The organism is Candidatus Eremiobacterota bacterium (assembly GCA_031082125.1).
In the GTDB taxonomy this organism is placed as follows: Bacteria; Vulcanimicrobiota; CADAWZ01; order CADAWZ01; family Ess09-12; genus Ess09-12.
The window spans coordinates 37,411-56,703 of sequence record JAVHLM010000010.1 but is presented as its reverse complement, the minus strand read 5'-3'; the positions used below and the strand labels follow the sequence as shown (position 1 = coordinate 56,703).

The 19,293-nt window shown below is 57.1% G+C and carries 18 protein-coding genes; 7 read left to right on the top strand and 11 right to left on the bottom strand.

The features are described from left to right. Window positions 1–8: 8 nt before the first annotated feature. From RDV48_13000 to RDV48_12980, 5 genes are read right to left on the bottom strand one after another with little or no spacing between them, the layout of a single operon-like run. The gene (locus tag RDV48_13000; GenBank protein MDQ7823709.1) at window positions 9–458 is read right to left on the bottom strand and encodes a nuclear transport factor 2 family protein; all 450 of its coding nucleotides are present in this window, start codon (window positions 456–458) and stop codon (window positions 9–11) included. 42 nt (window positions 459–500) lie between these two features. Next, window positions 501–1,676, bottom strand: a complete 1,176-nt coding sequence (locus RDV48_12995; protein MDQ7823708.1) for an O-antigen ligase family protein — start codon at window positions 1,674–1,676, stop codon at window positions 501–503. Further along, the gene (locus RDV48_12990) at window positions 1,673–2,233 is read right to left on the bottom strand and encodes a prepilin-type N-terminal cleavage/methylation domain-containing protein (GenBank protein MDQ7823707.1); all 561 of its coding nucleotides are present in this window, start codon (window positions 2,231–2,233) and stop codon (window positions 1,673–1,675) included. Before RDV48_12990 ends, RDV48_12995 begins: the two co-directional genes overlap by 4 nt. Further along, window positions 2,230–2,814, bottom strand: a complete 585-nt coding sequence (locus RDV48_12985) for a hypothetical protein (GenBank protein ID MDQ7823706.1) — start codon at window positions 2,812–2,814, stop codon at window positions 2,230–2,232. Before RDV48_12985 ends, RDV48_12990 begins: the two co-directional genes overlap by 4 nt. A 19-nt stretch (window positions 2,815–2,833) precedes the next feature. Beyond that, on the bottom strand, window positions 2,834–3,379 hold the full coding sequence (locus RDV48_12980) for a PilX N-terminal domain-containing pilus assembly protein (GenBank protein MDQ7823705.1): 546 nt from the start codon (window positions 3,377–3,379) through the stop codon (window positions 2,834–2,836). 118 nt (window positions 3,380–3,497) lie between these two features. Here RDV48_12980 and RDV48_12975 point away from each other — a divergent pair, with 118 nt between their 5' ends. Genes RDV48_12975 through RDV48_12955 form a run of 5 tightly spaced genes read left to right on the top strand, consistent with a single transcriptional unit; the run spans window position 3,498 to window position 9,645 of the window. Then, window positions 3,498–4,730: an STAS domain-containing protein gene (locus RDV48_12975; GenBank protein ID MDQ7823704.1), complete on the top strand. Its 1,233-nt coding sequence runs from the start codon at window positions 3,498–3,500 to the stop codon at window positions 4,728–4,730. A 4-nt stretch (window positions 4,731–4,734) separates the two neighbouring features. Next, complete coding sequence (locus RDV48_12970; GenBank protein MDQ7823703.1) at window positions 4,735–6,651, top strand: ABC transporter substrate binding protein; 1,917 nt, start codon at window positions 4,735–4,737, stop codon at window positions 6,649–6,651. After that, window positions 6,644–7,456 (top strand): ATP-binding cassette domain-containing protein, encoded by an 813-nt coding sequence (locus tag RDV48_12965; GenBank protein ID MDQ7823702.1) that lies wholly within the window; start codon window positions 6,644–6,646, stop codon window positions 7,454–7,456. Before RDV48_12970 ends, RDV48_12965 begins: the two co-directional genes overlap by 8 nt. Further along, the gene (locus RDV48_12960; protein ID MDQ7823701.1) at window positions 7,440–8,513 is read left to right on the top strand and encodes a glycosyltransferase family 2 protein; all 1,074 of its coding nucleotides are present in this window, start codon (window positions 7,440–7,442) and stop codon (window positions 8,511–8,513) included. The genes RDV48_12965 and RDV48_12960 overlap by 17 nt, the downstream gene beginning before the upstream one ends. A gap of 10 nt (window positions 8,514–8,523) precedes the next feature. Continuing rightward, a complete protein-coding gene (locus RDV48_12955) occupies window positions 8,524–9,645 on the top strand; it encodes a tetratricopeptide repeat protein (protein ID MDQ7823700.1) in 1,122 nt (373 codons plus the stop codon). On the opposite strand, the gene RDV48_12950 is transcribed toward RDV48_12955, so the two are convergent. Genes RDV48_12950 through RDV48_12935 form a run of 4 tightly spaced genes read right to left on the bottom strand, consistent with a single transcriptional unit; the run spans window position 9,642 to window position 12,553 of the window. Further along, on the bottom strand, window positions 9,642–10,745 hold the full coding sequence (locus RDV48_12950) for a glycosyltransferase (protein MDQ7823699.1): 1,104 nt from the start codon (window positions 10,743–10,745) through the stop codon (window positions 9,642–9,644). The genes RDV48_12955 and RDV48_12950 overlap by 4 nt on opposite strands. Further along, a complete protein-coding gene (locus RDV48_12945) occupies window positions 10,742–11,773 on the bottom strand; it encodes a hypothetical protein (GenBank protein ID MDQ7823698.1) in 1,032 nt (343 codons plus the stop codon). Before RDV48_12945 ends, RDV48_12950 begins: the two co-directional genes overlap by 4 nt. Continuing rightward, window positions 11,773–12,114: a hypothetical protein gene (locus RDV48_12940; protein ID MDQ7823697.1), complete on the bottom strand. Its 342-nt coding sequence runs from the start codon at window positions 12,112–12,114 to the stop codon at window positions 11,773–11,775. Before RDV48_12940 ends, RDV48_12945 begins: the two co-directional genes overlap by 1 nt. Window positions 12,115–12,145: 31 nt before the next feature. After that, the gene (locus tag RDV48_12935; GenBank protein MDQ7823696.1) at window positions 12,146–12,553 is read right to left on the bottom strand and encodes an NUDIX hydrolase; all 408 of its coding nucleotides are present in this window, start codon (window positions 12,551–12,553) and stop codon (window positions 12,146–12,148) included. A gap of 201 nt (window positions 12,554–12,754) precedes the next feature. Between RDV48_12935 and RDV48_12930 the strand changes: the two genes are divergently transcribed. Beyond that, window positions 12,755–15,472 (top strand): histidine kinase N-terminal 7TM domain-containing protein, encoded by a 2,718-nt coding sequence (locus tag RDV48_12930; GenBank protein MDQ7823695.1) that lies wholly within the window; start codon window positions 12,755–12,757, stop codon window positions 15,470–15,472. A 49-nt stretch (window positions 15,473–15,521) separates the two neighbouring features. Next, window positions 15,522–16,349, top strand: a complete 828-nt coding sequence (locus RDV48_12925) for a glucose 1-dehydrogenase (protein MDQ7823694.1) — start codon at window positions 15,522–15,524, stop codon at window positions 16,347–16,349. Window positions 16,350–16,403: 54 nt separating this feature from the next. Here the strand turns inward: RDV48_12925 and RDV48_12920 are convergent, their stop codons facing one another. Together RDV48_12920 and RDV48_12915 are read right to left on the bottom strand one after the other, a co-directional pair. Then, entirely contained in the window at window positions 16,404–17,075 is a 672-nt protein-coding gene (locus RDV48_12920; GenBank protein ID MDQ7823693.1) for a hypothetical protein, read from the bottom strand. A gap of 103 nt (window positions 17,076–17,178) precedes the next feature. Next, the gene (locus RDV48_12915) at window positions 17,179–19,107 is read right to left on the bottom strand and encodes an amidohydrolase (GenBank protein ID MDQ7823692.1); all 1,929 of its coding nucleotides are present in this window, start codon (window positions 19,105–19,107) and stop codon (window positions 17,179–17,181) included. Window positions 19,108–19,293: the final 186 nt, after the last annotated feature.

Genomic DNA, 19,293 nt, shown 5'->3' with positions numbered 1-19,293 from the left:
TGGGGGCCCTAAAACCGGACGCCGTGAGTCTCCAGGTATTTTACTGCAAAGCCTTCCTTGGGCAGGGAGCGGTGGAAGTGCACAATCACCCACTTTCCCTCACGCTTTTCCAGCACTCCTGATATCCGGAGAGAAAGCTCATAGCTCTCATCCATGACTTCCACATGGGCATCCAGAGTTTCTGAAAACCATGCGGTATCGGCAGAGGCATTTAATTTCACCACTGAATCGTGACGGGCGGTCTGGTACTCTGTAATGACCTCGAACTGCCTTCGGTGGATCTTCTCTAATTCGCTCCACCCTGTCCACCGCTCGTCGGTGTCGGTGCCGAAGCTCACCATATCTTCATCTTGAGCCATTACCTCGCTCAGCAGCCCGATATTCCTTTCGCTGAGAGCCCTGTAATAGCGGTCCAGTGTCTCTTTTACCTTTCCCAGTTCTTCCGCAGTGTCGCTCATATGTACCTCCTTGATTCTGCAGTGCCTGATTAGATTTTATATTCACGAGGAGTGGAGTGTGCTCCTGCTTCGATGAAAATGAGGAGGGGCCACGGCGGCGAGCCCCGCCACGAGGAAAAAGAGGAAGCCCACGGGGGGATACCAGAGAGTGTAGTCAAAAAGGCTGTGGAAAAAATAAGCGGCGAGGCCCAGGAACAGGAACGGCGACCTTCTGCAGGAGCGCCTGAGGACCGCGAAAGCCCACCATGCAAAAGTGAGAACACCGAGGACGCCCGTCTCGACGAGGAGCTGAAGCGCCAGGCTGTGGGCATGAGGAAGGAAAAGATAGTAGGAGCCGGGGCCCTCAAGGGCATGGCGGGGATACTCAAACTGGAAATTCCCGGGGCCGATCCCGCAGAGTGGAGAGCCAAGCCACATGGAGAGAGAGCTCTTCCATGCGTCAAAACGCATGAGGGCATAGAGATCCCACCGGTAAGTGATTATATTGAGAAACCTCTCCTGGACCTCACTGGAGGGCAGGAGCAGAATGCCGCAGAAAAGGACAAGCAGCACAGAGAGAGCCAGCAGCACCTTTTCACTGTTCCTCCGCATCACTGCGTAATAAAAAAGCACTGCTGCCGTGATGCCCGCCAGGGAGCTCCGCGACATGGTGAGCACAAGGCCCGCACTCATGAGCGCCACCGGGACCCCGCCCGGGAAAGGCTTCCTTATGCCGGAAGCCGCGAGGGGGATGAGGAGCACTATCGCCGCACCCAGAAGGTTGGGGCTTGGAAACCACGCCATGGCCCTCACGGGTGATCCGTGCCCGGTAAATATATCAAAGCCATACCTGGCGACTGCCCCGAGAGAAAGGGCAGAAGCAGCCCAGACAAGGCCCTTCACCGCTCTCTCCTTGCACCAATCCTTGCTGCCGAGGACAAGGGCGCAGTAAAACGCCATGGTATAGAGGGCAAAAAGGGCCACCTCACGGAGAGCGGCAAGCATGTGAAGGGAGCTCACCGCCGAAACCGTTGACACCGCAAGAAAAAGAGCCAGGGGGGCAAGGACCGGGGCCGTATCCCTGCAGGGCAGATTCCTCATCATCAGCAGGTATCCCAGGACAATCACGACAAGGAGGGCGTAGAGAAGGAAGCCCGGGAAGGCGCCTTCGCCGGGAAAAGCGCAGGGCCAGAGCAGGGAAAGCATCAAAAGAAGAAGGGCAGGCGCGCGGATATTCATGGACCGAATCTTATCGTGGAATTGTCGAGAGCCCTTGTTCCCGAAGCTGCAGTGAGGGCAAAGGTCTTTGTCCGGGGATCATTGAGGTCCGTCGCCACTTCAATGCGGACCGCATCATTGCGGTAAGGCGTAAAGGAGGTGGTGGCATAGAAGGTAAGGTCCTTCACATTGTCGGCAATCACCTTGGTCTCCCAGTCATCGGTCCTGGTCACGGTGTGATCGCTCTCAAGACGGTATTCCACGCGGGTGTCGCCGCCGTGCGAAGGGGCCGCCGTGCTCCTTTTTAAATTGGTGATATGGATATTTATGGAATGATTGTCTGGAGTAGTCTCATAACGGCTCGCCTTGGAAAGGTCCGTGACGATAATGTCAAGGACTGCCATGGCCTTCTGGCGGAGCCGCGCCATCTCGATGCCCTGGCGGTGGACCCGGGAGCTCTGGAGGTAAATCGTCGCGGAAAGGGCCATCAGAATGGCGAACAATGCCAGAGTGACCATTGTCTCGACAATCGTCAAGCCTTTTTCACTTTTCAAGGCCATCTTTGACTCTCTCTTCATGGAGCTCCCGTATTTGGTGTCGGCGGCATCGCAATATGGATCATGGGCGTGGGCGGCGCCGGGTGAAGCTCTGCAGGCATTGCCGGGGCTATGGCTGTTTCACCCATATATTTATCGGCCGCCACAAGCGAGGCTGATGAAACCTTGCTGTAACCGTACTTGGCGGAGCCGTCGGGGTTCACCGGCCCCTCTATCGCCACCTGCACTGCCACAATATATTTTCTCCTGGCGGGGCACTCGCCCGTCCCGTCAGGTTGTGGAAAAGTCATGACCTGGTAGGTGTAATAATTGATCCTGTAACGGTACACCTCGTCGCTGCCGGAAAAGAACTGCCAGTCCGTATCGGGAAGAGGAGGGGGTAGGGAGTCGTCAAAGGTGAGAGCCACGAGCCTTGCCTGCTCCATCACTTTCTGCATGAGGGCCGCGAGTTTCGAGGAAGACCTGCTCCTCATCTGGTAGGTAGTGCCGGAGGTGAGTATCTGAAACACTGAAAAGAGGAGGAGAGCCATAATCAATATGGACACCACAAGCTCCAGCAGCGAGAGCCCCCTCATGAGGGCATTGAAAGGTGTTCTTGCCAAAGCGCTCCTTCGGCCTCCTTTACTTGTATTCATCGTAAAACCGCCACAGTATGGCGGGGTTGCCCGTTCCCACGGGGGTATAGTGCTTGTCGGGCTGGCCATCATGGCCTGGATTATAATCATTGGCGCACTGGATATAGGCTTTCACGCACCTTGAAGCGATAAGGCGCGGCGGGCTGTAGCTCACATCCACGACGACCCCCGTGGAGCGAACGTAGTAATTATTGTTTTTTGCAGGATCGGCGGGGATATACCCCAGGAACTGGCTCTGCACCATAAAGCCGCACTTGTAGGTCCCCTCCTGGTAGACCCACTCGGTGACGGGACCATTGTCAACAGCGGCATCGAAGCGATTCTGGCCCTGCCAGTTTATATCCCTGCATATCTTTCCCATGGCGAGCTGGATACCGGAGTCGGCCATGTAGAAAGCCTTCTGTGAGTTCACGTCATCCTGCGAGAGGCGCCTGTCGCTCACCTGGAAATTCACAAAGGCAGTGGCCATGCATGTAACAAGCAGCAGGATCATAAGGACGACTATCAGAATTGCCCCTCTCTCCCTTTTCATACTTATGATTATACCATAAAAACCGGTGCCATTGAACCCAAAAGTGCCCGGGAGAATATGCCCTCAGGGACGGCGGCAGTCCCTTGTTTTATGGCCTTTTCTCTGGTATACTACAGGAATGAGACAGGAGAGCCCGGGCTTTGAATGCAGCATAAAGGAAGAAGGCCGGCTTGCAAGGCTTGAGCCAAGGGGGCGTATTGACGGGCTCACCTCAAGAGACCTCGAGAAGTGCCTCGCTGAGGCCGTGGAAGGCGGCGAGAGAAATGTCGCCGTGAGCCTCGAGCACGTCACCTACCTGTCGAGCGCGGGAATGCGGGTCTTCATGGTCTTTCACAAGAAGCTGAGGCATGCCGGGGGGGAGATTGTCTTCTCCCAAGTGCCCGGGTTCCTGATGGAGCTTCTCAGGACGGGCGGCTTTGACAGGATTTTCCGCATCGTGGAGCATGAGGAGGGCATCGCCGCCGAAGAGGGAAGCGTTCAGAAAGCTCCCGGCGCTGCCCCGCAGAGCTTCCGGGAAATCACCTTCTCCCTGGTGAGGAGCACCGCAGGAAAAGGCACCTTTTGCACTCTGGGCTCACCGGGCAAACTGGGGGAAAGCGGCTATGAAGCCGGCGACATAGTCACCGTGAAGCAGGAATCGGTGCAGTTCGGCGCAGGGCTTGCCACACCGGGCGAACGCTTTGATGAGTTCTGTGACTATTTCGGCGAAGCCTGCATAGTGAGCCATAACTTCTTTGTGTACCCTGCCAGGGAGCACACTGCCGTGGACTTCGAGATGTACTCCAGGGGTGAGAGGGCCTGCCTCAATTTTCTCTACGGCTTTTCTTTCAAGGGCCCCTTCGCGCTGACCCTCTCATTTGAAGGCGAAGAAGGCCCCATAGAGCTCTCCAGGCTCATTGAGGGATTTTTGTCCCTCACCGATGCTCCCCTCATAGGGATGGTCTTCCTGGCGGAAAGCAAGGGGATCAGGGGGCTCACCCTGAGGAGAATCCCTCTTCTTTCCCGCAGGCCTGCCAACGGGAAGGATATCTTCCACCAGGAGAACTTTCCCGAGTGGTTTGACTTCTCCCTTGAGCCCGAAGCCCCTAACAGGCTCCTGCTCGCCGTGGGCATTGCCGCAAGGGAAAAGGAAAAAATCCCGGAAAAAACCAGGGAGCTCTTCCCTGAAAGAAGCTCTTTCCATCTCCATGGGTGCGAGTACCCTCCCGAGCTTCTCAGACGGGAGCCCGGGCACTTCGAACAGGAGATTGAGAGAATCATGGGGCGGTATGCTCCTTTGAAGCTCCGCCACCTGCTGGGGAAAAGCCTTTTCAGCTACGGGCTGGCGGGAATAGTGGAACTGGAAGGGTAATGCTTTGGAACTCTGGCTGGGAGCACTTAACCTCGGATTTCTCTACGCCTTCATGGCATGCGGCGTCTTTCTCACTTTCAGGGTCCTCAAAATCGCCGATATCACCGTGGATGGGAGCTTTACCACCGGGGCGGCCGTCTCTGCCGTCATACTCATGGCCGGTCATCCGCCCTTTATGGCCCTGCTTGCAGGCTTTGCCGCAGGCGCCCTTGCCGGCGCCCTCACCGGCATCATTTATACCCGCTACAGGATTCATAGCCTCCTTGCAGGGATCCTTGTGATGATAGGCCTTTACTCGGTGAACCTCCATATCATGGAAAAATCAAACATCCCCTTGAACACGGGCGAGAGCTTCATCACCTTCCTGCTGGCCCTGAATGCCGGCCTTCCAGGTGACCTGTGGATTCCGCTGTGCCTTTTTCTCTGCACGGTGATGCTCTGGTGCCTCTCCTCCCTCGGCCTCAAGACCGACATCGGCATCACCCTGAGGGCCGCGGGCGACAATCCCCGGATGGCGGCGGCGCAGGGCGTGAACGTGGACATGATGAGCATCGGGGGCCTGGCGCTTGCCAACGGCCTCGTGGGCATCTCGGGGGGCCTCGTGGCCCAGTACCAGGGCTTCGCCGACATCAGCATGGGAATTGGCACCATTATGACAGGACTGGCGTCAATCATCCTGGGAGAGCACCTCGTCAAGAGCCGCTCAATCGCCTGGGGAGTGGCAAGCGCCCTCATCGGATCACTGCTCTACCGCCTCATGGTTGCCCTTGTGCTTTACATGGGCCTCAATCCTATAGACCTCAAGCTCTTCACCTCAGTGCTGGTGCTTATCATATTGTCTCTTTCGGGCCTTTTCGGGGAAACCGAAGGGAAAAAGCCTGCCAAGACCTCGCCGGTGATGAAATATGCCCTCGCAGGGGGAGTCATTGCGCTGCTGCTTGTCATGGCATTGATGGAAAAGCAGCATTCGATGAAAGCCCACCGCGAAAATTACCGGATCGGAGTAGTGCAGCTCACGGAAAACGGCATGCTCGACACCACCCGCGAGAGCTTTCTGAGGGAAATGACGCGGCTCGGCTATGCCGGGGGAAAAAACTGCGAGTTCTTGATTCAGAATGCCCAGGGCGACATGGCCACCCTTAACACTATTCTTGATAAACTCGTGATGAGCCAGTGCGACGTCATCGTCACCATATCGAGCGCCGCCACGCAGGCCGCCACCTCGAGAGTGAAAAGGATCCCCGTGGTCTTTGCGACGGTGGCCGATCCCTTCGTCATCAAGGTCGGCTCCTCAGAGAAAGATCACCTCGCAAATATCACCGGTGTTTACGGCTCCGTGCCCATGGACGAAACGGTGAGAATCGTGGAGACTCTGTTCCCCCGGGGGGCGAAAATCGGCACGCTGTGGGACCCGGGCCAATTCAACTCGGTCTTCAACGTGGAAGCCCTCAGGAAAGCTCTTGAAGGCCACAGCAAGCTTGCCTTCCGCGGGGCCACCGTCACCAATACCTCCGAGGTTTATCAGGCAGCGCTCTCTCTCTCAAGGGAGGATATTGATGTCTATGTGCTGCCGCCCGACAACCTGATTTACTCGGCCTTCGACGCCGTCGTGAAGGCTTCCGGCTCCCGGAAGATTCCCATCATCATCAATGACATCACCAGGGTCCAGGAGGGCGCCCTCATCTGCTTCGGCTATGACTACGCGGTGAGCGGCGAGCAGGCAGCTCATCTGGTGAAGAGGATCCTGAAAGGCGAGAGCCCCGGGGACATCCCCTTTGAAAGATACCGTACAATTGAGCTCGCGGTGAACCTCAAAGTCGCCGACGGGCTGAAAATAAAGCTGCCCCTCGCGCTCCTGGACAGGGCGACGGTGATAATAGACGAGAGAGGCGTGGTAAGGAGAATTCATCCAGGTGATTGAGCTGAAGAATGTGAGCAAGACCTTTCAGGAAGGGACGGCCAACGAGGTGCGGGCCCTCGTGAATATAAGCCTCACGGTCCATCAGGGCGATTTCGTGACCGTCATAGGCACCAACGGGTCGGGAAAATCAACGCTGCTGGGGGCCATCGCGGGGGGCTTCAGGCCCGATGAGGGGTCTATCGTTATTGCAGGGAGCGATGTCACGGACCTGGCTGATTACCGGAGGGCCTCCTTCATTTCGCGCTGCTTTCAGGATCCCTTCACCGGCACGGCTGCCTCGATGACCGTGGCGGAGAACCTCCACATGGCCTTCATGAGAGGCGCTCCCAGGGGATTCAGTATCGGGCTCAGCGCAAAAAGGCTCCGCTACTATCGCGAGGCCCTCGGTGAGCTTGAGATGCAGCTTGAGGAGAGACTTCACACTGTGGTGGGGACCCTTTCGGGGGGGCAGAGGCAGGCCCTCACCCTCCTTATGGCAGTCATTGTCAGGCCCAAGGTCCTGCTCCTTGACGAGCATACCGCGGCACTTGACCCTAAATCGGCCTTTCAGGTGCTGAGACTTACGCAGCGCTTTGTGGAAAGAGACTCATTGACGGCCCTCATGGTGACCCATCATATGGATCAGGCCATCGAGCTGGGCAACAGAACCATCATGATGCACGACGGGAGAATAATAGAGGATTTTGCCGGGAAAGAAAGGGCGCACCTCACCTCAGGGGACCTCCATGAGCGGTTTGCCGGACTCAGAAAGAGAGAAAAGCTCACTCCCGAGATGAGAGAATACTTCCATGGAGAATACCGCTAGCGAGAAAGGGGGAACGATGGCTCCCACCGCGAAAAAGGCAACGGTGATTGTCCCGCACTGGAACGGGAGGGAGGTCCTCGCCGAGTGCCTCCATTCCCTCTCGAGGCAGCATTTCAGGGATTTCCAGACTATTGTCGTCGATAACGGGTCAACAGACGGCTCCTGTGATTTTATCGCGGAAAGATTCCCCCATGTGGAGGTCGTGGCCCTTCCTGAAAACAGGGGCTTCGGAGGTGCTGTCAATGAAGGGATCAGGCGCTCCCGAACCTCCTATGTGGCGCTCCTCAACAATGACTGCCTTGCCGCCCCCGGGTGGCTCGGGTCCCTGGTGGACGCCCTCGAGAGCGGGAGCGAGTGGAGCTTCTGCTCGTGCAAGATTCTGAATTATTTCAACAGGACATCCATAGCCGAGCTTGGCCATGCTTACTGCCGGGACGGCTCAGTGGTGCAGATCGGGGCCGGCATGAAAGACACCGGCACTCTTGACATGCTGGTGAACGAGGTCTTCGGCCCCTCTGGCGCCGCGGCACTTTACCGCAAGAGCCTTTTTGATGATACAGGCCTCTTTGACGACGATCTTTTCCTCTATTTTGAAGATGTGGATCTGAGCATCAGGGCAAGGCTCTCAGGGCACCGATGCCGTTATGTGCCGTCAGGCGTGGTATATCACCGCGGCGGCTATTCCACGGGCCGGATCGCAGGTATCCAGAAATATTTCGTCGCCAACAAGGTGCGGGTTTTCATCAAAAACATGCCCCGGGAACTTCTTTCCCCTTATCTTCCGAGGCTCATTGAAAGCCTGGGCGAGGATTTCAGGTGGTTGGAGAGCCGGGGGGCAGCAGGACTCTATCGCGAGGGAATTGCCCTGGCTCTCAGCGATTTGGAGCACTTCATAAAAAAAGCGAGCTTACAGGAAATAAAGGTACCGGCCGGTGAATTTGAGAATATGCTGGGAGAGAGAGAGGACTATAGCCATCTCACCCTCCAGCAGAGAATTCCCTTTTTACCCTCTCAATCAAGTGACGGCGTGACATTCCATGGCACAGGAAAAGCATAGGACCAAAGACATGAATCACCAGCCCTCGGCCATTGACATGGCAGAATCGGCGCCAGCTCCCCGGGCGCCCGGGCCCGTGATTCCCCGCGAGCTGGTCTTTTCCCTGCTGGTGCTCCTCTTCTTCGGGGGCCTCATAACGGCCATAGTCTGCTTTTATTACAGCTCAATGGCTTCATCGCTCGTCAGGAAAGGGAGCAGGCTGAGGAGCGAGGGGAAAAGCGACGAAGCGTTGGCAGCATACCGGCAGTCTCTTTATTTCAATGGAAAAAATTCCATGGCCTTCACCCTCCTCGGCGAAGAGTATCTCAGGAGGGGCGACATGGCAAGGGCCTTCTTCTACCTTCAGAAAGGGGCTGCCTGCAGGCCCGTGAGCGGGATGGGACTTTATTACCTGGGAGCCTTCGAGGCCTCCAGGGGGAACTACAGGGCTCTCGACAGGATCCTTGGAGAAGTGCCCGATCTTTCTCCGCAGGACAGGGCATACGGCGACCTCCTGAGGCTCTATTGCGCCGTCATGGTGCCGGGAGAGTCTTCCTGCGTCATGGCACCGGAAGAATGGAAAAGCCTTTTAAATAAGCTCATTGCCGGCGCTGACTCCCCGTTCATGAGAACCCATCTCGGCCTTATTGCCATTTACGGGGGAAGCCCTGAAAAGGCCGAGAGGATTTTCAAGAGCCTTGTGGCGGAGAACCCTGACAGACCCTGTTTCCAGACCTACCTCGCCATGGCCTTCATGGCCTCGGGAAAGACACCTCAGGCCCTCACCATGCTCAACGGGGCCCTCCAGCAGGATAAGGAGAACTACCTGGCCCTCTGTTACCTGGGCTCCCTGTACTGCGGGGAAAAGCTCTACGATGAGGCCTATTCCTCTCTTTCCAGGGCCATCGCCATTGGAAAAGATCGGGCGCCCGGCTACTTTTTCATGGGTGAGCTCTTCTACCGGAGAGGAGAAACGGCAAAAGCAAGAACATACCTGGAGAAAAGCGTGCTGTACCAGCCCAACCTCGGCCCCGCCTACAGCCGGCTCCACGAGACATACAAAAAGCTCAAAATCAGCGATAGAGCCGACGCCTCCTATAAAAACGCCGCGATTTACCGGGGGCCTCTCACTATCCCCGCGCCCTCTTACTAGCAGCAGGTGAACCCGGCAGAGGACCCCAGTTTTTCCCTGAAGCGCTCAAGGAAGAGGTCACGGGAGAAACGGAGGGCATTGTCCCTGAGAGCATCGGTTTGAAAATGCAGCTCCTCCATCTCGGCAAGGCCCCTCCCCAGAGCTTCAGGGGTCTGTTCATGGAAGAAATGGCCCGTGATCCCGGGAATGACTGTTTCCAGGGCCCCTCCCTTCCCGTAGGCCAGCACCGGCATGCCGCAGGCCTGGGCTTCAAGCGCTGCAAGGCCGAAGTCCTCCACCTGGGGCATGACCAATGCCTTCCCGCGGCGGTAAAGCTCCAGGAGCTCACTGTCACTCACCGATCCGGCAAATTCCACATTTGGCGGCGCATTGCGCCTGAGCATGGGCGACTCGGGGCCTTCGCCAACGATCACAAGGCGCCTCTCCGACAGGCGGAAGGCATTTACTGCACAATCTACACGCTTGTAAGGGACAAGCCTTGAGACCAGCAGGGAGAAGGGCTCACGGCGGCACCCCGGCAGGGGGGTGAAAAAACCCGTGTCCACGGGGGGATATACCACTTCGGAAGCACTGCCGTAATGGCGCGCGATTCTCTTCTTTACCTCCTCCGATATGGCCAGATAACGGGTCTGCGGGCTCCCTCGCCTTTTCTCCCAGGAAGTGAGCCTCCTTACCATCACCCGGAAGGCAAGCTTTGTCACGGCCGGCTTTCCTGCCATGTACTCGTCAAAAAATCCTGCGGCAAAGCGCATAGGAGTATAACAGTAACAGATATGGAGGGCCCCCGCAGGCACGGTGATGTTCCGCGACCATGCCCATGAACTGCTGATGATGAGGTCAAAGCCCGAAAAATCAAGGGAGCTTACGGCCGCCGGATAGAGGGGGAGATAGTGGTAGTGGTTCCTGGTGATAAAGGGGAGCCTGTCCAGGAATGACGTCCTCACGTCCCCGCCGCGGTATTCGGGAAGGCGCGCCCGGTCCCAGAAGAGGGTGAAGAGAGGGGCGCCGGGAAAAAGCTCCCGCAGGGCTTCCAGGCAGCGTTCGGCGCCGCCTCTCCAGTAAAGAAAGTCATGGACCAGCGCTACTTTTGCCTTCTTCATGGAATGAGCCGCCTCACTGCATGGGGAATCTCACGGAGATCCCCGCCTGGAGAAAAGGCCACGGAGCGCGTTTCCCTCACAAGCTCCGCCATGAGCGAAAAGGACTCCCTTGCGGCGCTCCTGTTCAGGCCCACGATACCTGACTGGGCGATTATCCCCTCAAAGGCTTCCCGGGAAGAAATGGCAACAGCACTTGAAGAGCCCGTGCGGGGCGGCGTAAGAAAGAGAAGGAGCGAGGGCCTTACCTGCCTCAGGGGAGCCTTGCCGAAAAACTCCTCGACAGGGAAAAAATGCTTGTCGGCGCCCCTTTCAAAGGGCCGGGAGCAGAGGGGCCTGAGCTCTTTGAAAAATGAGAGGGTGGCGGGAAGAGCCTTGACTTTTTCACAGAAAGGCACAATCTCGGGAGCCCCTCCCCTGGCGCGGAGAAAGACCGTGTCATCAGAAAGGAACTCAAAGCCTCCCTTTACCAGGGAGAGGGTCGTCGTGGTCTTTCCCGCACCGGAGGGGGCAATGATCAGGACCCCCTTCCCCTCAGAAGCGGCACATGCAGCGTGAAGCGGCGTGAAGCCTGCATGCTTCATCAGCTCCTGGAGGATGACAAGGAAGAGCTGCCTGAATCCCCACCCGCGGGCCTCAACCCCAGGAGCGATGACTGCCCGGGCGCTCAGCGAGGAGGGAGTTATCTCGGCCCAGAGAGCCGGCTCATTGATGCCCCTCATGAAAAAGAGCCTTTCATCGCTGCGGTAAAGCTGGAAAAAGGCCTCTTCATCAACTGCCTGTGAGGGCGGGGCAAAAAAGCCCGCCAGGGGAGTCATTCCCGGGACGAAAGAGACCACCTGCTCCCTTATTTTTCCGGGGGGCTCCCTCTCCAGGGAGACTTTAAAGTGAAAAGCCCCCGGGAGCAGGGCGGTCTCCCGGTAATATGAGAGGTACGACGAGAGAACCTCCCTGAGATCGGGGCAGGATACCCTGAAATGAAAGGCCGCCTGCTCTATGGCAAAGAGCTGCTCGCAGGGATGAGATTCCACTATGCCTCTATCACCATTTTGAACTTCGCGGGGAGCCTGTTGTTGATGGCGAGGGCTTTCCCGCAGCGGCTGCAGAAGTTATCCTTCAAGGTATATTTCTTGCCGCAGCAGAGGTCTCTCATCAGGACCTCAGGCACCTTTTTCACTGCAAGCGCCTGGAAGTGGAGCTTCTTTATGAATCTCCCCTCGGGATCGGTGCCGATAAGGAAAGCGGCAATCTTGGCCGGCGTTCCCTCGTAACAGCCAAGCACAGAGCCCGATTCGTAGCTTACCTGCCAGATGGCCTTCCTGTTCGCTGCCTCCTCAGGAGGGGCCTGCTCTTCCTGCTTTTCCTTTTCCATGGCGCTGTCCTCTCATTTCCGAGATATGCTCTCAGCTATTTCCACCCTCAAGGGAGAAAGCGGTCCTGACGAGCCGGCGGAGCTCTTCATCATCGACAAGCTCAAGGGCCTCATCAAGGGAGACCCACTTTTTCTGCCGCTCATTCTCTTCGGGCCAATGATCCCTCTCTGCCGTGACATGCATCAGGTACACCTCTACATTCCACTCATTACCCTTTCTTTGGTAGAGGAAGGTCCCCAGGGGCCCTCCGGTTGCTTCGCCCTCAAGGCCTGCCTCTTCCCAGGCCTCCTTCAGTGCCGATTCCTGCGGTGAAAGCTCGTGCTCAATGAAGCCCTTGGGGATGATCCAGCGCCCCGTGCGCCTGGAGGTGATAAGAAGAACTTCCAGGCAACCATCTTTCCGCCTCAGCGGGATCACTGCCGAATGGGTCGCTTTCATAGGATATCCTCGGAGGGAACTGAGTCCGGTTCTTCAGTGAAAATATTCAATGCCCCGCAGTCCCCTTCCTTTTCATCTCCAGCAAATCGTTGAAACCAGAGCACTCTGCAGGGAATCTCCCCGCCATTGCAGGCATCCCCTGGGAAAAAGCGAAATACTTAGCCAGGAATTCACAAACAAGAATAGAGCCGAGGACATGTGATGACCCTGCTGGGCGGAACTTACCTTTTTCTCATCTCCCTCTCAATAATAATCTCGGGGGTCCTCTCATACATTGCCTGGAAAAGGCAGAAACAGCCCGGCGCTTTTGCCCTCTTCATACTGGCGGCCCTTGTCGTGATCTGGTCGGCTTCGAGCGCCCTGGAGGCATTGGCCCCCGATCTCGAATTGAAGGAGTTCTGGGTGAATGTCCAGTATTTCGGCTACGCCCTTCTCCCCGCCATATCATTTGTCATGATCCTTGATTTCGTCGGCCTCGGGTACTGGCTCACCAGGCAGAGAATCGGGGCCCTGCTGATGATCCCCATACTCACCATCGCCGCCGTATGGACCAATGATTTCCATCACCTCATGAGAAGCGGCATCCACTTTGAATATATCGACGGCCTCACGTTCATGGGGAAAACCTACGGGTCATGGAACTGGGTGAACATCGCCTATTCATATCTCGCTCTGATGGCAAGCCTCGCAGTCCTTCTGCGCACCATGCTCCATTCAAAAGGATTCTTCAGGATCCAGGCAGCCATGCTCTCTGGCGCCCTTGCCCTCCCGCTCATCTGGACCACCATGTTTGTATTCACCAGCCACGACTCGCACGGAATGGATTATTCCCCTGCCGTTTCATGCTTCGGCCTCATTTTCATGGCAATTGCCATCCTCAGGTTCCGCCTCCTTGACGTGGCGCCCCTCGCAAGGGATATTGTCGTTGAGCGCCTCGACCAGGGAATGCTGGTAATAGACAGAATGGAGCGTATCGTTGACATGAACGCCTATGCGGAAAGGATAATACCCGCCAGGGCCCCTGATGTGCTTGGAAGGCCTGCTGCTGAAGCCCTCGGCGAATGGCCCGCCATCGTGGAGAAGATAAAGGATGCCGAGTGCTCCTCGGTGCTTGAGATAATGAAGGAAGCGGGAGAAGTCCGCCGTTACTGGGAAGTACGCCTCTCCCCCATCTCGGTCCCCAATAAACCGCCCCTTGGAACCCTTATCATGTTCCGCGACATCACCGAGCGGAAAAATATCGAGGAAAAGCTCAGGCAAGCCAACAGGGCCCTGGAGGATTCGAACAGGCAGCTCAATGAGGCCATTGAGAAAACAAGGGAGCTTGCCCGGGAGGCCCAGGCGGCAAATGTCTCAAAAAGCCAGTTCGTCGCGAACATAAGCCACGAGATAAGAACCCCTCTCAACGGTGTCATAGGGATGACCGAGCTGCTGCTGGAATCACCGCTCTCCCGGGAGCAGCGCGAATGGGCTGAGATGATTCACACCAGCGGGAAAAGCCTCCTCTCGGTGATAAATGAGGTCCTGGACTTCTCAAAGATCGAGGCCGGGAAGCTGGAGATCGAGGAATCGGCCTTTGACATAAGGTCTGTGATGGAGGAGATCTCCGACATCCTTGCGCTTAAGGCGCAGGAGAAAGGCCTGAGATTTCTCTGGATTGCCGGAAAAGAGGTACCCCCGGTGCTCTCAGGAGACAGGGGCCTCTTGAAGCAGGTGCTCCTTAACCTCGCGGGCAACGCCATGAAATTCACCGATCATGGGGAAGTCTGCATAAGGACTGCCGTTGAGAGCGACGACGGTGACAGGCTGACTCTCCGCTTTTCTGTCAGCGACACGGGAATCGGCATCCCCCGGGGGAAACTGCCTCATCTCTTCACCCCCTTCACGCAGATTGACACCACAGCCTCCCGGCGCTACAGCGGCACAGGCCTGGGGCTGGCCATCTCCAGGGAGATTGTCGAGCAGCTGGGGGGAGCCATCAGAGTGGAGAGCGAGGAAGGGAAAGGCTCGACTTTCTTCTTCACTGTTGCCCTCAGGAAAAGTCCCGAAGGATCTCCCGACACCCCTGAAGGGATACCCCCCGGCATCCCTGTCCTTGTTGCCGACGGGAACAGTGCTGCCAGGGAAATGGCCCTCTCCCTCCTTGACCTCTGGAAATGCCAGCCAGGGGAGGCAGCCACCGCGGAGGAAATGATTGAGCGAATCAATGCTTCCGCCAGGCAGGGCCAGCCATTCAGGCTTGCCCTCATCGCGGAAACACTGCCCGGACTCGAGGCACCGGCTGTTCAGAAAGCCTTGCAGGAGCACACAGAGCTCCATGGAATGCAGCAGGTCGTCATCTCAACGATATTTCGGTTTCACAATGAAGGCCCGCGCCTGCTCGTCACTCTTCCGAGGCCCCTGAAAAGGGCCAGCCTCAGGAAATGCCTCATGGCGCTCCTTACTGCCGGGGAACAGGGAAAAGAGGAAAAGGCAGAGAAACAGAAAGAGCCTGCGGCTTTCCACCGGGATCCGCCATACCGCATCCTTCTCGTCGAGGATAATGTCGTGAACAGGAAAGTGGCCGAAGCAGTCCTTCTCAAGCTGGACCTCGACGTCACCACTGCCCAGGATGGCAGGGAGGCCATACAGGCGCTTGAAAAGGATCTCTTTGACGCAGTGCTGATGGACTGCCAGATGCCGGAGATGGACGGTTACGAAGCCACAGCGATAATACGCAACAGATCTTCGGCAGTGAGAAACCATGACGTGCCGGTAATAGCCCTTACCGCCCATGCCATGAAAGGCGACAGGGAAGGATTCATTGCCGCAGGGATGGATGACTATATAGCCAAGCCCCTGGACAGGGCCGTGCTGCGGGAGGTTCTCACCAGATGGCTCACAGGGGAAAAAGCGCGGCAAGGCACTGCCGGCATGTAAAAAAGGCATTGGGAAGCCTTCAGCATATCACTTTGAAAGGAGACCGATCATGAAAAGACTTCAGGGGAAAGTATGCATAATCACGGGATCTTCCGGAGGAATCGGCAAGGGAATCGCAGAGCTGCTCGCCGGCGAGGGGGCGAAAGTCATCATTGCTGATATTCTTGAGGAAAAGGGCCACGAGGCCGTGAAAGAGATCACTGCACAAGGCGGGACGGCATCTTTCCGGAAGCTGGACGTGAGTGACGGGGAATCGTGGCAGGGCGCCGTTGACCACGCCATCGCCGCGTACGGGAGGCTTGACATCCTCGTCAACAACGCGGGGATCGCGTTTTCAAAGCCCATCATTGACATGAGCCTCCAGGAATGGCGCAGGGTGATGGCGGTCAATCTCGACGGCGTATTCCTGGGCATAAAGCATTCCGTGCCTGCCATGAAGAGAAACGGGGCCCAGGGAGGCGCTATCGTCAACATCTCGTCAAACTACGTCTTCGTACCCGGCAAGGGACAGGCTGCCTACTGCGCAAGCAAGAGCGGCGTGAACGCCGTCACCAAGGTTGCCGCCATAGAATACGCACATGATCATATCAGGGTGAACACCATCTATCCCGGTTTCGTGGACACTCCCATGTTTGACCAGGTCTGCTCCCAGTTTGGGAAAAGCAAGGAAGAGATGCTGAGCATCATGGCACGAACTGTGCTTCTGAACCGCGTGGGGAAGCCGATCGATATCGCGAGAGCGGTGCTTTTCCTCGCCTCGGAAGACTCGGATTTTGTCACAGGGGCGGAGCTCACCGTGGACGGTGGCGAGGTCATCAAAAGAACCTTTTACGACGACATGGAAAAGCTCGCGAAAGAGGCGGCAGGCGCCCACTGAGCACTCCAGCCTGGTTTCGGCTGCAGGGACAAAGGGAGCCCCGGGGGCTCCCTTTTACTTCTCCTCAAGCTTTATGATGATCTCCATCTTTCCCCACCACTGCGACGTTCTTTTCGCATCGGTATAAAAGACGGAGGGTGTGAAAAACGACGGAACCACGAAGAGGATTCTCCCCTGCACGGTCCCTCCGGGAGTGGTGATGGCGTCTTCAGGGAAGCCTCCCTCAATGAAGGGAGGGAGTTTTTTCCCTTCATTGACTGCATCAACAATGCTGTGATTCCCGATTGTGGAGAAAATATTGGAGGAGCCCTGCACGGTGCCTTCGTCGCCGCGGAGGAAGAAATTGCAGTAACCCCGGGCGTTCCATCCGATATTCACGTCCCTGGCGCCTGCATTTTTCACCTGGGCTGTCACAAGGACCACCTTGGCCTTCCCCTCCTGCAGAGACCTCTGAAGACGATTGAACTGGCCTTCCCGGGCGCTCGATATGCGCTTGTTCAGGGGGATCTTCTCCCAGGTATCGGCCTCTTCCACTTTCACCACCTTTATTTTGAGCACGTCATTTTCAGCCCACTTGCCGAGAGGGGCTTTGTTCTTGTCCGTGAGGGGGACTTTTTTTCTGGCGGGCGCGGCAGAGCCCGGAACGGCAGCAGGGGCCGGACAGGCGCAGCAGAATGCCGCCAGGAGCAGCAGAACCGTAAGGAGCATTTGAAGACTCTTTTTCATCACGCCACCACCTTTTCCTGATAATCTTAGCTGAATTCAGCACCCCGGGCCACCATGCCGCTCTTCTGCAAAGCCTGCCCGTCGAAGTCTCCATCAGGCGCTCCTATCTCTTCATCAGCGCCTTCGCCACCATGACCGCCACCTCGCAGGGACATCCGTCATGGGAATCGCATTTCACGCCATTGCCGCATGGGGAGAACCCCGTGCCGGCAGTGGCATCTTTCAAAGAAGAGGCCGGCCGGCCGGCCCCGGCGGGAACAGGGAAAGCCTTGCCTTCAAAGACAGTGCCCCATATGGGGATCCTGTTCAGCTTCATAGGCTCGACGGCAAGGGGATTCTGCTCAAGAACCGTGAAGTTGGCGATTTTGCCGGGAGCAATGCTCCCCAGCTCATTCTCTTTCTGCCATGAATAGGCCGACTCAATAGTGACGGCCCTGAGGGCATCCTCGACGCCGATACGCTGCTCCGGGGCAGCCACCCTGCCTGACGGCGTCTCACGGTTGACGGCGCACCATACGAAGTTGAGGGGGGCGCTGGGTCCCATCGGGAGGTCTGAGTGGAATGAGAGCGGTATGCGGTGCTTTGTCACCGAGGCGGAGCGCACCATGGAATCGGCGCGCTTCGGGCCAAGACCATACCTGCTGTACATATCTGCAAAGCCCACGGTGTAATATGGATTTGCGCTCACTATGGCGCCGAGCCTGGCAATGCGGGCCACCTGGTCTTCCGTTGAGCAGGCGAAGTGGACAATGACTGTGCGGTGGTTTGCCCGGGGGTTCTCGCGCATCCTCCCCTCGAGGATATCGAGGACCGTCTCAAGGCCCAGGTCCCCGTTCACATGGATGTGAAGCTGGTAGCCGGCATCCCAGTAAAGCCGCGCGCGCTCCTCCAGGTGCTCAGGCGTCATCATCCATTCCCCATGGTGGCCGTCAAGGTAGCCCTCCTTCATCTGCATGAGCTGGGAGATAATGGCGCCGTCGGCGAAGAGCTTGATCTGCATCGGGAAAAACGACACCTTGCCCTGGGGGGCCCAGGCCACTTCCTTCTCGGTGGCAGCGAGCGATTCCGCAAGCCCCAGGCCTGAATCCACCTGGCTTCTGCCGTCAACAACAAAATAGCTGTAAAATGGGGTGTCATCGGCGCCGAGGATTGACTGGTAGAGCCTCATGAGATCCGGCGAGATGAGGGCGCCGGGCTCCATGTAGGCCGTGACGCCGTTCTGATGGAGATAGGTGACCATCTGTTTAAGGCCGAATGTCATGCGCTGCGGTGTTGCAAAGACTCTGATGAGGGGATCCATTATGAGGTTCAGCCCTGTCTCCCACCAGTGGCCTTCCGCCCAGTTGTACATCCTGCTCGCATCGCCCCTGCCCTTCATCGCTTCATCGGTGAGGCCCAGGGCTTTGATGGCTGCAGTGTTGAGGTAGAACTCATGGCACGAGCGCTGCCATATTACAATGGGCCTCGCGGCGCTTATGGAGTCGAGGATCGAGCGGTCAATTTTTCCATGCCACAGTGCGTGGTAGCCCCATGAAAAGAGCCACTCACTCTTATCTTTCATTGTCCCGTCGGCAGCCTTGAGGCGAGAGAGGTAATCCCTGGAGCCGGAGGCCGCCTTGAACGTGCGACCCGGCAGTTCCCAGTCCTCGGTGGCAATCACCTCCGTGGAAAGGGTGAGGGCGCCAAGGAGGGGATGGAGATGCTGGTCGATGAGGCCGGGAAGGAGCACCTTCGATTGAAAGGTAGTGTCAACCGTGGAGGGCATATCGCCGAGAGCCGCCTTCACTTCCTCAAGGGTTCCCACGGCCAGGATGCGCTTCCCCCGCACTGCCACCGCCGTGGCCTGGGGATTGCAGCGCTCCATGGTGAGGATGTGCTTTGCAGGATAAATAATCACCTTATCGGGAGGGCGCGGAGGAGAAATGATCCTGGTGGCATCGCACTGGGCTGCCACAGGCCCGGCACCTGCAACAATCAATAGAATGGCCATGAGATACAGGGCCTCTGCGGTAAAGATGGCTTTATGTTTCATAAAATGAGCTCCTTTATCATTGCTGCCCGCTCAGATTCACTCTCCCTCTTCTGTCATTTATTCCTTCAATGACATTCGTGTCAAAGCCATTTTATTCCTGTGCTCAAGAAATGCGAAGAGCTCACTTTCGCTCAACAATATGCTCATAACGGGCACTGAGAGCTTAATATTTCCAATAGTAAATAT

Bases quoted from the DNA above. Each gene is read 5' to 3' on its own strand.
- RDV48_12975 (MDQ7823704.1), top strand. From the start codon at position 3,498: ATGAGACAGGAGAGCCCGGGCTTTGAATGCAGCATAAAGGAAGAAGGC.
- RDV48_12935 (MDQ7823696.1), bottom strand. From the start codon at position 12,553: ATGAAAGCGACCCATTCGGCAGTGATCCCGCTGAGGCGGAAAGATGGT.
- RDV48_12955 (MDQ7823700.1), top strand. From the start codon at position 8,524: ATGAATCACCAGCCCTCGGCCATTGACATGGCAGAATCGGCGCCAGCT.
- RDV48_12980 (MDQ7823705.1), bottom strand. From the start codon at position 3,379: ATGAAAAGGGAGAGAGGGGCAATTCTGATAGTCGTCCTTATGATCCTG.
- RDV48_12915 (MDQ7823692.1), bottom strand. From the start codon at position 19,107: ATGAAACATAAAGCCATCTTTACCGCAGAGGCCCTGTATCTCATGGCC.
- RDV48_12960 (MDQ7823701.1), top strand. From the start codon at position 7,440: ATGGAGAATACCGCTAGCGAGAAAGGGGGAACGATGGCTCCCACCGCG.
- RDV48_12930 (MDQ7823695.1), top strand. From the start codon at position 12,755: ATGACCCTGCTGGGCGGAACTTACCTTTTTCTCATCTCCCTCTCAATA.
- RDV48_12950 (MDQ7823699.1), bottom strand. From the start codon at position 10,745: ATGAAGAAGGCAAAAGTAGCGCTGGTCCATGACTTTCTTTACTGGAGA.
- RDV48_12920 (MDQ7823693.1), bottom strand. From the start codon at position 17,075: ATGAAAAAGAGTCTTCAAATGCTCCTTACGGTTCTGCTGCTCCTGGCG.
- RDV48_12925 (MDQ7823694.1), top strand. From the start codon at position 15,522: ATGAAAAGACTTCAGGGGAAAGTATGCATAATCACGGGATCTTCCGGA.
- RDV48_12995 (MDQ7823708.1), bottom strand. From the start codon at position 1,676: ATGAATATCCGCGCGCCTGCCCTTCTTCTTTTGATGCTTTCCCTGCTC.
- RDV48_12990 (MDQ7823707.1), bottom strand. From the start codon at position 2,233: ATGAAGAGAGAGTCAAAGATGGCCTTGAAAAGTGAAAAAGGCTTGACG.
- RDV48_12940 (MDQ7823697.1), bottom strand. From the start codon at position 12,114: ATGGAAAAGGAAAAGCAGGAAGAGCAGGCCCCTCCTGAGGAGGCAGCG.
- RDV48_13000 (MDQ7823709.1), bottom strand. From the start codon at position 458: ATGAGCGACACTGCGGAAGAACTGGGAAAGGTAAAAGAGACACTGGAC.